This window comes from Bacillus sp. BP-3, from assembly GCF_028401955.1.
GTDB lineage: Bacteria > Bacillota > Bacilli > Bacillales > Bacillaceae_G > Bacillus_A.
On sequence record NZ_JAQOTJ010000004.1, the window covers coordinates 224,948 to 237,986 of the forward strand.

At 38.0% G+C, this 13,039-nt stretch carries 13 protein-coding genes; all 13 read right to left on the reverse strand.

Going from position 1 to position 13,039, the window contains the following annotated elements; translation table 11 throughout:
• Positions 1-9: 9 nt before the first annotated feature.
• The 13 genes from rseP to trmFO all read right to left on the reverse strand — a co-directional run bounded on the left by rseP (position 10) and on the right by trmFO (position 13,024).
• Positions 10-1,266: an RIP metalloprotease RseP gene (gene rseP, locus PLX19_RS08805; protein WP_272188143.1), complete on the reverse strand. Its 1,257-nt coding sequence runs from the start codon at positions 1,264-1,266 to the stop codon at positions 10-12.
• Between the two features lie 18 nt (positions 1,267-1,284).
• Positions 1,285-2,427: a 1-deoxy-D-xylulose-5-phosphate reductoisomerase gene (gene dxr, locus PLX19_RS08810; RefSeq protein ID WP_272188144.1), complete on the reverse strand. Its 1,143-nt coding sequence runs from the start codon at positions 2,425-2,427 to the stop codon at positions 1,285-1,287.
• Between the two features lie 23 nt (positions 2,428-2,450).
• Complete coding sequence (locus PLX19_RS08815) at positions 2,451-3,239, reverse strand: phosphatidate cytidylyltransferase (protein WP_272188145.1); 789 nt, start codon at positions 3,237-3,239, stop codon at positions 2,451-2,453.
• A gap of 17 nt (positions 3,240-3,256) precedes the next feature.
• Positions 3,257-4,033 (reverse strand): isoprenyl transferase, encoded by a 777-nt coding sequence (locus PLX19_RS08820; protein ID WP_272188146.1) that lies wholly within the window; start codon positions 4,031-4,033, stop codon positions 3,257-3,259.
• A gap of 85 nt (positions 4,034-4,118) precedes the next feature.
• Entirely contained in the window at positions 4,119-4,676 is a 558-nt protein-coding gene (gene frr, locus PLX19_RS08825; protein ID WP_272188147.1) for a ribosome recycling factor, read from the reverse strand.
• Between the two features lies 1 nt (position 4,677).
• Complete coding sequence (gene pyrH, locus PLX19_RS08830; RefSeq protein ID WP_272188148.1) at positions 4,678-5,400, reverse strand: UMP kinase; 723 nt, start codon at positions 5,398-5,400, stop codon at positions 4,678-4,680.
• 65 nt (positions 5,401-5,465) lie between these two features.
• Positions 5,466-6,353 (reverse strand): translation elongation factor Ts, encoded by an 888-nt coding sequence (gene tsf, locus PLX19_RS08835; protein WP_272188149.1) that lies wholly within the window; start codon positions 6,351-6,353, stop codon positions 5,466-5,468.
• An 80-nt stretch (positions 6,354-6,433) separates the two neighbouring features.
• A complete protein-coding gene (rpsB, locus tag PLX19_RS08840; RefSeq protein ID WP_090912758.1) occupies positions 6,434-7,135 on the reverse strand; it encodes a 30S ribosomal protein S2 in 702 nt (233 codons plus the stop codon).
• 541 nt (positions 7,136-7,676) lie between these two features.
• Positions 7,677-8,456, reverse strand: coding sequence for a GTP-sensing pleiotropic transcriptional regulator CodY (gene codY, locus PLX19_RS08845; protein WP_020059163.1), 780 nt, complete (start codon positions 8,454-8,456; stop codon positions 7,677-7,679).
• Between the two features lie 76 nt (positions 8,457-8,532).
• Positions 8,533-9,930 (reverse strand): ATP-dependent protease ATPase subunit HslU, encoded by a 1,398-nt coding sequence (hslU, locus tag PLX19_RS08850; RefSeq protein WP_272188150.1) that lies wholly within the window; start codon positions 9,928-9,930, stop codon positions 8,533-8,535.
• 78 nt (positions 9,931-10,008) lie between these two features.
• Complete coding sequence (gene hslV, locus PLX19_RS08855) at positions 10,009-10,551, reverse strand: ATP-dependent protease subunit HslV (protein ID WP_098916215.1); 543 nt, start codon at positions 10,549-10,551, stop codon at positions 10,009-10,011.
• 197 nt (positions 10,552-10,748) lie between these two features.
• On the reverse strand, positions 10,749-11,654 hold the full coding sequence (gene xerC / locus PLX19_RS08860) for a tyrosine recombinase XerC (protein WP_272188151.1): 906 nt from the start codon (positions 11,652-11,654) through the stop codon (positions 10,749-10,751).
• A gap of 65 nt (positions 11,655-11,719) precedes the next feature.
• Positions 11,720-13,024, reverse strand: coding sequence for an FADH(2)-oxidizing methylenetetrahydrofolate--tRNA-(uracil(54)-C(5))-methyltransferase TrmFO (gene trmFO, locus PLX19_RS08865; protein ID WP_272188152.1), 1,305 nt, complete (start codon positions 13,022-13,024; stop codon positions 11,720-11,722).
• Positions 13,025-13,039: the final 15 nt, after the last annotated feature.

The window sequence follows — 13,039 nt, forward strand, 5'->3', positions numbered from 1 at the left end:
GCACCTCTTTTATAAGAAAAACTTCCGTATATCATTCCATGTTACAACTAACATCAGTAACATTAATAAAGCAAAACCAATAAAGTGAACCATTCCTTCTTTTTGACGGTCAATCGGCTTCCCGCGAAGCGCTTCAATTAAGAAGAAGAAAAGACGTCCGCCATCAAGTGCAGGAACAGGTAATAAGTTAAATAAACCAAGATTTATACTTAAAACAGCTGCTAAGCTCATGACACGAATCGTGCCATACTCTACAACTTGGTCTGTTAAATTATAAATTCCTACTGGACCAGATAAATCATTAATAGAAAAATGTCCTGTAACGAGCTGAATAAGTGAGACAAATATGAGCTTTGTCCATCTGTATGTTTCTTCAAAACCCAATTTGATTGAACCTAATACTGATTTTTCAACAGGCGATTGTACACCGAGTCTACCAACTGTAACCTCGCCCTCTTTTTCAGCAGCTGGAGTAACTTGAATTGTTACTTTTTTACTATCACGTGTTACACCCATTGTAATTTCTTTTCCTGGATTTTCACGGACAATACTCGTAACATCTTTCCAACTATTTGTCGGCTTATTATTAATTGACGTAATAATATCATCTTCATGTAAGCCTGCTTTCTCTGCCACGCTGCCAGATACTACTTTTCCAATCATCGACTTATCTACTGGAATCCCTTGTACAAAACCAATGATAACAAAGATAACAAAGGCAAGTACAAAGTTCATAGCAGGACCAGCAAAAATAGCAAGCGCTCGTTGCCCTAGTGTTTTCGAACCAAATTGTCGGTTAAACGGAGCAATTTGTGTCTCTTCTCCTGCGGAAATGCAGTGAGCTTTCTCATGTACTCGAAATGTTTGTAACTCTTCTTCGTACTCTTCATAGCCAGATATGGTCAGCTTATGTTCCAAGTCAGCTTGTTCTACTTCAACGACACGAACATTTGGATATTTTTCACGATTATCCAAAACAATTTTCGTAACCTCTTCTTTTTCATTTAGAACAAGACCCACTTTTGTCCCAGGTTTTAGTTCAACTGTTTCTGGATCCTCTCCAGCCATTCGTACATAGCCGCCAAGCGGAAGTAAACGAATTGTATAAACTGTTTCATTTTTTTCAAATGAGTACAATTTCGGACCAAAACCGATGGCAAATTCACGACACAAAATGCCAGCACGTTTGGCAAAGTACAAATGTCCAAGTTCATGGAAAAATACAAGTGCACCGAAAATTAAAATAAAGGCAATCGCTGTATTCAATTCTCATAACCACCTTTGCTAAATTTGTTCCATCACAAACCGTCTTGTGGCAGCATCAATTTCCTGAATTTCTTCTAAGCTTGGACGCGCAATGACATTGTGATGGTGCATTGCTTTTTCAATGAGTTCTTCCACTGTTAAGAAACTGATTTTCTTTTGCAGAAAAGCTTCTACAGCAGCCTCATTAGCTGCATTCATCACAGTTGGCATACTTCCCCCTATTTTTCCAGCTTCATATGCAAATTGAAGACAGCGGAAACGCTCCATATCCATCGTTTCAAAATGTAACGTCCCAATTTCCCATAAATTCAGCTGTTTAGCGTTTGGAAGTGAAAAACGATCAGGGTAAGTAAGTGCATATTGAATTGGAACACGCATATCAGGTGTACCAAGCTGCGCCATTACACTGCGATCTTCAAACTCAACCATAGAGTGAATGATACTTTCTTTATGTAATACAACATCGATTTGCTCATAAGGAATATTAAAAAGCCAATGCGCTTCAATAACCTCTAATCCCTTATTCATCATTGTAGCAGAATCAATAGTAATTTTCGAACCCATAGACCAGTTTGGATGACGAAGTGCATCTTCCACTGTTACATGTTTAAGCTCATCCCTCGTTTTATCTCGAAAACTTCCACCTGATGCCGTTAAAATCAATCTAGAAATGCGCTTCTCATTTTCCCCATTCAAACATTGGAAAATAGCAGAATGTTCACTATCTACCGGAAGCAAAGGTACGTTATGTTTCTTTGCAGCTTCCATAACTAAATGTCCTGCTGTTACTAATGTTTCTTTATTTGCAATTGCAATCGTTTTTTTCGCTTCAATCGCTCGCAATGTCGGTAATAATCCGACACTCCCAACAACTGCGTTTACAACTATTTCTGCATCTGGATGAAGTGCAACTGCAAGCAACCCTTCCTCTCCATATACAACTTTCGTATTTCCACAAACCGTTTGTAATTTCAAAGCATCTTCTTTTTCTTGTACAGAAACAATCTCAGGAGAAAATTCTTGAATCATCTGCTGAGCAAACTCAATATTTCTTCCAACAGAAAAAGCAACGAGACGGAATTGGTCTTGGTGCGTGCGCAATACATCTAATGTTTGCGTTCCAATTGAGCCGCTTGCACCTAATAAACTAATGGTTTTCATTACTTCTACTCCTCGTCCATTCATTAAATGAAATGTAAGAAATGTAATAGCGGTAATACAAATAGCCAACTATCAGTGCGATCGAGTATACCGCCATGTCCTGGCAAAATTGTCCCCGAATCTTTCACACCGTAATGACGCTTAAACGCTGACTCTACTAAGTCTCCAATTTGTCCAAATACAGAAATTGCAATTGTTACTCCAATTAGCACAACGATATTTTCCTCGACTGGAAAAAATATATTGTACACAACAGCTACTACAATACCGCATACAATACCGCCAAGAGATCCTTCAATCGTTTTATTTGGACTAATTTCAGGCCATAGTTTTCTTTTTCCCATCGCTTTTCCGATGAAATATGCTCCTGAATCTGTTGCCCATACAACAAATAGTGCATAAAACACAAATTGAATTCCAGCAATACGCGTTTCATTTAAATAAAAGAAACCCATTGCAACATACGTTGTTGCCATTAATAAAAATGCAGCATTGTCAAAAGTAAATGTATTCTTAGAAAGGACCGTATATGATAAAAGTAATAGGACAATTACAAATGTAATTTCTCCTTTTGATAAACCTATTGTTTCAAATACGTCAGATACATTACTTGGAACTAAACTAACCCATAACAATAATGCTGCTAAAATTGTTGGTACAGAAATAATCGTAAGTTTATTCATTCGAATTAATTCATATAATCCAACAGAAGCTAATGCATACACTAAAATTGCAAAAGGCACGCCACCGTAAAATACGATGGGGATGAATAGCGCGGCAGCAATCACTCCAGTAATTATTCTCTGTTTCACTACCAAACCCTCTCTTTCTACACGCCTCCAAATCTGCGGCCTCTATTTTGGAAGTCAGTAATAGACTGTAATAAATGTTCTTCTGTAAAATCTGGCCAAAATACATCAGTAAAACAAAACTCTGTATAAGCAATTTGCCACAACATAAAATTACTTATACGAAGCTCACCACTTGTTCGGATTAGCAAATCAGGATCAGGCAATGTTCTTGTCATTAAATACGAAGAAATCGTTTCTTCTGTTATGTCTTCAGAATGAAGTTTTCCTTCCTCACTATCCTTCACCATATTTTGTACAGCAGTCACAATTTCATCACGACTTCCATAGTTTAACGCAAAATTTAAAATTAACCCCGTGTTATCTTTTGTATCTTCAATTGCTTTTTCCATCGCTCTTCGCGTATGAGTTGGCAGGCGATCCTTTTGTCCTATCACACGTACTTGTACATTTTCTTCAACAAGCTCTGGTAAAAATGTACCTAGAAACTCTTCAGGAAGTTTCATTAAATAATCCACTTCTAATTTTGGTCTTTTCCAGTTCTCTGTAGAGAAGGCATAAAGAGTCAACACTTTGACACCGAGCTTACTGGCAAACTTCGTAATTTTCTTTACGACTTGCATCCCTTCATGATGACCTGCAATACGAGGCATCGCTCTCCTTTTCGCCCATCTTCCATTGCCATCCATAATGATTGCAATATGTGCTGGAATTTCTCCTTTTTTTGCTTCTTCTACGAGATGATCAAACGACGCAATCTTATTGCCTTTAAAAAAAGGAAGTTTTCTAAACATCATTCAAACCCTCCAACGAGCAGACATATGCCTAAAAGTGTAAAAAGACCCCCTTAAGAAGAGGGTCATATTTGCGAAAGTTTCGCGATTACACTTCCATAATTTCTTTTTCTTTGTTTTTTGTAACTTCGTCAACTTTTACGATATACTTATCTGTTTCTTTTTGGATATCTTCTGTATATCCTCTTAAGTCATCTTCTGTAATGTCGCCGTTCTTCTCAAGTTTTTTTAAATCATCATTTGCATCGCGGCGTACGTTACGAACAGCTACTTTTGCATCTTCAGAATATTTCTTCACAACTTTAACAAGTTCACGACGACGTTCTTCTGTTAGCGCAGGGAATGCGATACGAATAACAGTACCATCATTAGAAGGATTTAACCCTAAATCAGCTTTTAAAATCGCCTTCTCAATATCACCGATAGATGTCTTATCATACGGTTGAATAACTAGTAAACGTGCCTCTGGCACTGTGATATTTGCTAATTGTACAACCGGCGTCGGTGCACCGTAGTAATCTACTTGTACTTTATCTAATACAGAAGCGCTTGCACGACCTGCACGAACTGTTGAAAGTTCACGAGAATATGCCGCAACTGCTTTTTCCATTTTTTCTTTTGCATTATTCACTACTTGTTGTGCCATTTTATTTCCCCCTTACAATTGTTCCAATATTTTCGCCGAGAACGGCACGCTTAATATTTCCTTCTTCCATAATTGAGAATACAATTAGTGGAATATCATTGTCCATACATAAAGAAGAAGCTGTAGAATCCATTACACCTAAACCTTCTTTTAAGACATCTAAATATGTAAGTGTCTCATACTTTGTCGCTGTTTCATCAACAGTTGGATCTGCACTATATACGCCATCTACATTATTTTTGGCCATTAAAATAACATCTGCCTCAATCTCAGCTGCGCGTAATGCCGCTGTGGTATCAGTGGAGAAGTAAGGGTTACCTGTACCTGCTGCAAAAATTACAACACGCTTCTTCTCTAAGTGACGATTTGCTTTACGACGAATGTAAGGCTCTGCTACTTGGCGCATTTCAATAGAAGTTTGCACACGTGTTTGAACTCCTAAATTCTCCAAGCTATCTTGAAGAGCTAAAGAATTCATTACTGTTGCTAACATGCCCATATAGTCAGCTGTTGCACGGTCCATTCCCATCTCGCTCCCGATTTTTCCACGCCAAATGTTACCGCCACCAACAACGACTGCAACTTCTACATCAAGCTCAGCAATTTCTTTTACTTGCTGTGCAACAGATTTAATAACAGATGGGTTAATTCCAAACCCTTTATCTCCAGCTAAAGCTTCACCGCTTAGCTTTAATACAACACGATTATATTTTGGCTTACTCATAATGAACCTCCAGTACTTGCATCTTTATTTTAAAAAAGGGAACACAATGTGTTCCCCAATCTTTATTAGTTGTTACCTTTTACTTGGTTCATTACTTCTTCAGCAAAGTTGTCTTCGCGTTTTTCGATTCCTTCACCAACAGCGTAGCGAACTAATCCTTTTAATGTTCCGCCTTTAGACTCAACGAACTGACGAACTTTCATATCAGGGTTTTTAACGAATGCTTGGTCAAGTAAGCAAATCTCTTCGAAGAATTTGCCAAGACGACCTTCAACCATTTTTGCAACGATTTTTTCTGGCTTGCCTTCGTTTAAAGCTTGTTGTGTTAATACTTGACGCTCATGCTCAACTTCTTCAGCTGTTACAGCATCGCGGTCGATGTATTTAGGATTAACTGCTGCAATGTGCATTGCTACATCTTTAGCAGCTGCTTCATCTGTAGAACCTTCAAGAACTGTTAATGCACCAATGCGTCCACCCATGTGTAGGTAAGCACCGAATGCATCTGCATCAGTTTTTGATACGATTTCGAAACGACGAAGTGTAAGTTTTTCACCAATTTTAGCGATTGCTTCGTTGATGTGCTCTTCTACTGTTTTGCCGTTTGCAATTGTTTGAGCCATAGCTTCTTCAACGTTAGCAGGTTTGCTAGCTAATAAGTGAGCAGCTAATTCTTTAATTAATGTTTGAAAACCTTCGTTTTTCGCAACGAAATCAGTTTCAGAGTTTAATTCTAAGATTACAGCGTCGTTACCGTTTGTTTCGATGTAAGTTAAACCTTCAGCAGCAATGCGGTCTGCTTTTTTCGCAGCTTTCGCAATACCTTTCTCACGTAGGAAGTCAATTGCTTTCTCCATGTCACCGTTAGTTTCTGTTAACGCTTTTTTGCAGTCCATCATACCTGCGCCAGTTTTTTCACGAAGTTCTTTTACCATTTGTGCAGTAATTGCCATGCTTTTCATCCTCCTAGAATATGTATATACCTTAAAAAAGGTGATAAAAGGCCTACCCCCTTATCACCTTTCTAAATTTGTTACGCAGTAACAGTTTCTTCACCTTGTTTTGCTTCAAGGATCGCGTCTGCCATTTTAGATGTAAGAAGTTTTACAGCACGAATAGCATCATCGTTTGCTGGGATTACATGATCGATTTCATCTGGATCACAGTTTGTATCAACGATACCGATGATTGGAATGTTTAATTTGCGTGCTTCAGCAACAGCGATACGCTCTTTACGAGGGTCTACTACGAATAATGCATCTGGAAGACCTTTCATATCTTTAATGCCGCCTAAGAATTTTTCAAGACGCTCTAATTCTTTCTTAAGTTGTACAACTTCTTTCTTAGGAAGTACTTCGAAAGTGCCATCTTCTTGCATTCTTTCGATGTCTTTAAGGCGTTTAATACGCTTTTGAATTGTTTGGAAGTTTGTTAACGTACCACCTAACCAACGTTGGTTAACAAAGTACATACCAGCGCGAGTTGCTTCTTCTTTAATAGCATCTTGTGCTTGTTTTTTTGTACCTACGAATAATACGTTACCGCCGTTAGCAGCGATGTCTCTCATTACGTTGAATGCTTCTTCAACTTTTTTCACAGTTTTTTGTAAGTCGATGATGTAGATACCGTTACGCTCTGTGAAAATGTAACGTTTCATTTTTGGGTTCCAACGACGAGTTTGATGTCCGAAGTGAACACCAGCTTCAAGCAATTGCTTCATAGAAATTACTGACATAATTTAGTTCCTCCTAAATGGTTTTTGATATCCTCCGTTCACTTCATCTTTAAGCGAAACTACAAGCGTAGCACCAACACTTAAATCAATGAACGTGTGTACTTTGTACTGACACCACTGACAACTATATCACAACAAAATATCACAATCAAGTCGAAAATACATACATTGTCAAACTTTCTTTTTCGTTTCTCTATTTTTAATTACTAAATGATGTGCACACTCTTTATCTATAAATCCATTTTCATTTTTCGACTTATAAGTGGCTGCTATGCAGAATACAACATGATCTATACTTACATGCTCCCTTTTGTTTAAATCTCGCATGTGGCAGGAAAGGGCCTTGACCGCTTCTATACACAATCTCTCCTAAAAAAGGGGTTTTATGTTGTTATTTAACTTATATATAGTATTACCATTCCTTACTATTTTTAAGCTATTTAATGATACAGTGAAACTTCCAATAACAAACTCTTCTTTTCTGTTACCAACAAAAAAGAACCCTTCTGCAACATACAGAAGAGTTCTTCATTTATAAAAATTAGTTTGTTTTTAATTTCGCAAGCTCATGTAAAAACTTGTCATTTAATACTTTGATGTAAGTTCCTTTCATACCTAAAGAACGAGATTCAATTACACCAGCACTTTCTAACTTACGAAGTGCGTTTACAATTACAGAACGTGTAATACCTACACGATCAGCAATTTTACTTGCAACAAGTAAACCTTCTGTTCCATTTAACTCTTCAAAAATATGTTCAATTGCTTCTAGTTCACTGTATGATAATGAGCTAATCGCCATTTGTACAACGGCTTTACTACGTGCTTCTTCTTCAATTTCCTCTGCTTTTTCACGTAGAATCTCCATACCTACTACAGTAGAACTATATTCAGCAAGAATTAAATCATCATCTAAAAATTCTTGACCAAGACGCGCTAATACTAATGTACCTAGACGCTCACCACCACCAACGATTGGCACGATAGTTGTTAAACCTTGACCAAATAGCTCTCTGTTTTCTACAGGGAACGCTGTATACTCACTGTTTACTTCTAAGTTTGGAGATGTTTCAGTTACATTGAATAAGTTCTTTGTATATTCTTCTGGGAACTGACGCTCAGCAAGCATTTGTTTCATGCGTTCGTTTTCAATTTGTTGGTGAATTGCATATCCCAATAATTTCCCACGACGACTTACAATAAACACGTTCGCCTCGATTACTTCACACATTGTGTCAGCCATTTCTCTAAAGTTTACTGGTTTTCCTGCTGCGCTCTGTAATAACGCATTTAATTTTCTTGTTTTTGCTAATAATTCCATTTCTAAATTTCCTCCTACACATTATTCACATAGTTTTAATCACTTGGAAACTAGGGCGAGTCACCTGATGATACTATTACAAAATAAACTGGCTCACATCTTTATTTTTAGCAATCGTCGCTAATTTTTCCTCTACATACTGAGGTGTTATCGTTACCTTTTCTAACGTAATTTCAGATGCTTCAAACGATAAATCTTCAAGAAGTTTTTCCATAATGGTATGGAGCCTTCTTGCTCCAATATTATCTGTGTCTTGATTGACTTGATAGGCAATCTCGGCAATCTTACGAATAGCTTCGTCAGAAAATTCAATTTCTATACCTTCAGTTTCCAATAATGCTATATATTGTTTTGCTAAAGCATTATCTGGCTCAACAAGGATTTTCACAAAATCGTCCGCTGTCAATTTCGTCAACTCTACGCGAATCGGGAATCTTCCTTGCAATTCTGGAATTAAATCTGACGGCTTTGACATATGAAAAGCGCCTGCTGCAATGAATAAAACATAATCCGTTCTTATCGGTCCATATTTCGTCACAACAGTCGATCCTTCCACAATGGGTAAGATGTCTCGCTGCACGCCTTCACGTGATACATCAACGCTATTCGATTGTTTACCAGCAATTTTGTCAATCTCATCAATAAAAATAATCCCAAGTTGTTCAGCACGATAAACGGCTTCTTGTGTAACTTCATCCATATCAATTAAGCGCTGTGCCTCTTCGTTTGTCAAGACTTTTCTTGCTTCTTTTACAGAAAGTTTACGTTTTTTCGTTTTTTTCGGCATAAAACTTCCAAGTGCATCTTGAAAATTCATGCCCATCTGTTCCATTCCTGTACCTTGAAACATATCGAACATAGATGATTGCTGTTCTGTCACTTCAATTGTAATCATTTCATCTTCGAGTAAACCAGAAGCGAGTTGCTTTTCTACTTCTTTTCGTTTTTGCTCCACTTCTCTCTCATCCTGCTTTTCCGATGTCGGAGCGGTGTTTTGGTTCTGATATCCGCCAAATAACATTTCTAACGGATTTTTAAACCCTGATTCTTTTTGTTTATGCGGTACTAAAATTTCTACAATTCGTTGATTAGCTTGCTCTTCCGCTTTGTCTTTAACATGAATCATTTTTTCTTCTTTTACAATCCGAACAGACGTTTCCACAAGATCACGAACCATAGATTCAACATCACGACCAACATAGCCTACTTCCGTAAACTTTGTTGCCTCTACTTTAATAAAGGGAGCACCAACAAGCTTTGCAATACGACGCGCTACCTCTGTTTTTCCGACCCCTGTCGGTCCAATCATTAAAATGTTTTTGGGTGCAATTTCATCGCGAAGTCCTTCTGCCAATTTACTGCGGCGATAACGATTTCTAAGTGCCACTGCCACTGCTTTTTTCGCATCTTTTTGACCAATAATATATTGATCTAATTTTTCTACAATTTGTCGCGGAGTAAAATGTAAATGCATATAAAATGCCTCCCTTACAGTTCTACAGTTCTACAGTTCTACAGTTCTACAGTTCTACAGTTCTACAGTTCTACAGTTCTACAGTTCTTCCACAATAATATTTTCGTTTGTATATACACAAATATTGCTAGCGATTTCTAAACTCGCCTTCGCAATTTCTCTTGCTGTAAAATGGGAACCTGCATGTTGTTTTAAAGCGCGTCCTGCCGCAAGTGCGTAATGCCCACCAGAACCAATTGCTAAAATGCCATCATCAGGTTCAATCACTTCACCAGTTCCTGAAACAAGCAACAGCGTATTTTTATCCATAACAATTAACATTGCCTCTAATTGGCGAAGCATCTTATCTCCCCGCCACTGCTTTGCCATTTCTACCGCAGCTCGTTGTAAATTGCCATTGTATTCCTCAAGCTTTCCTTCGAACATCTCAAATAGTGTAAAAGCATCTGCAACAGAACCCGCAAAACCAGCTAACACTTTACCATGAAATAATTTTCGAACTTTACGAGCTGTATGCTTCATAACAACAGCATTTCCAAGCGTAACTTGCCCGTCACCAGCCATTGCACATTCTCCATTATGGTGAATCGCAAATATCGTTGTAGCATGGAAGTTTCCCATAAAAAAACTCCTTTATTTGTTTTTATCCTGCTGCTAACAGGCACTTAGACTCCAACTTCAAAATTCTGATAAATCAAAAAAGATACTTGGGAGTTAACTACCCGCAAGCGCTCGATTGGTACAACTAACTATTAGTGAGAAAGAAGAAGATTCTCCTTCACTGGTAGTAGTTTCACTTTATAACTTTTAAAAGCAATTTATGCGCGAGGATGGTGCATCATGTAAACCGAGCGTAATCTTTCTTTTGAGACGTGCGTATAAATTTGTGTCGCCGATAAATTTTCATGTCCTAATAATTCTTGTATAGCTCTTAAATCTGCCCCTTCATTTAACATATGGGTTGCAAATGTATGTCTTAACATATGCGGACTTATATGCATTGTAAGGGATGTTCTTTTTATTAGTTCATTTAAAATATATCGAACACCTCGATCAGTTAGCGGCGTACCTTTCGCATTTAAAAACACCATTTGAGAGTGTTCTTGCGATTTTTTCTCCAATTGTTTCCTCCCGTTTTCTATGTAAGTTAGTAAAGCATCTTGTGCATAACTACCGAAGGGAACATAACGTTGTTTCTTTCCTTTCCCTGTCACCAAAATCGTACCTGTTGAAAAGTCAATATCCGCAAGCTGCATATTCACGAATTCGCTTACACGAATACCTGTCGCATACATAAGTTCCAATAGAGCTTGATCTCTTTGCCCTAGTGGTTCAGAAGTATCCGAAACTTCAAATAACTTTTCTAACTCTTCATCGTACAAAAATTTTGGAATTGACCATTCTTTTTTCGGAAGCGCGGCAAGTGCAAATGGATTATCTTCCCGATATCCTTCACGCATCAAGAAGCGATACAAACTACGCAAACTCGAGATTTTTCGCGATACAGACTTCCTTGCTAACTTTTCAGTATGCAAAGTTGTTAAATATAAACGAACATCAGTATACGTAACATCCTCAAAAGTCAAAATACCTTCCCGCTTCATAAATTGTATAAAATGTTCTACATCATTTTGATAACTTGCAATTGTATATTTTGAATAATTTCTTTCAATTTGTAAATATCCGACGAATAATTGTAACATTTTATTCACATCTTCATTCATTCTCTTCACCTCAATAAAGGCTACTAAATCGTATCACAATTTAGTAGCCTTTGCAAGAAATTTGACTAAATATTTACAAAATTTCGAATTGTTTCTAATGCACGATTCGCATATGCTTCATTACGTTCTTGCTTCTTTTTTATTTTCTTTTCTAGCGGTGCAAATAGCCCAAAATTCGCGTTCATCGGTTGGAAGTTTTTCACATTCGTCGTTGTAATATAATTCGCCATGCTCCCCATTGCTGTTACTGCTGGTAAAACAATCGGTTCTTCACCTTTCACAAGCCGCGCTGCATTTACACCTGCTAATAAGCCCGAAGCAGCTGATTCTACGTATCCCTCTACCCCAGTCATTTGTCCTGCAAAGAATAAATCATCGCGATTTTTATATTGGTACGTTGGACGAAGTAATTTCGGTGAATTAATAAATGTATTACGATGCATCACACCATAACGTACGATTTCTGCATTTTCTAATCCAGGAATCAATTGTAACACTTCTTTTTGTGGTCCCCACTTCAAGTGTGTTTGGAAGCCAACAATATTGTACAACGTTCCTGCTGCATCGTCTTGACGCAATTGAACAACAGCATACGGTGTTTTCCCTGTTTTCGGATCTTCTAATCCGACTGGTTTCATCGGTCCAAATAATAACGTTTGTCTACCACGGCTTGCCATGACTTCTACCGGCATACACCCTTCAAAGAAAATTTCCTTCTCAAATTCTTTTAATGGCACTGTTTCTGCGGCAATTAACGCATCGTAAAAACGATTAAATTCTTCCTCTGTCATCGGACAGTTTAAATATGCCGCTTCCCCCTTGTCATAACGGGATTTTAAATATACTTTCTCCATATCAATGCTATCTTTTTCTAAAATTGGCGCTGCCGCATCATAGAAGTAAAAATAATCCTCACCTGTTAGCTCTTTCAGTTGCGCCGCTAGATTTGCTGAAGTAAGAGGGCCCGTCGCAATTACAGTAGGTCCTTCTGGAATTTCTGTAATTTCTTCATTCATTACCGTCACGTTCGGGTGATTTTTCACATATTCCGTTACCTTGGACGCAAATTCATGACGGTCTACAGCTAGCGCACCGCCTGCTGGCACAGAACATTCGTCTGCCGCGCGAATAATAACAGAATCCATACGGCGCATTTCTTCTTTAATTACGCCGACCGCGTTTGTTAATGTATTTGCACGAAGCGAGTTACTGCATACAAGCTCGGCAAATTTATCTGTATGATGAGCTGGTGTTTGTTTTACTGGTCGCATTTCATATAGCCTTACTTGAACCCCGCGCTTTGCAATTTGATAAGCTGCTTCACTTCCCGCAAGACCTGCGCCAATTACGTTTACTACTTGTGTTGTCATGTATCTCACCTTTCT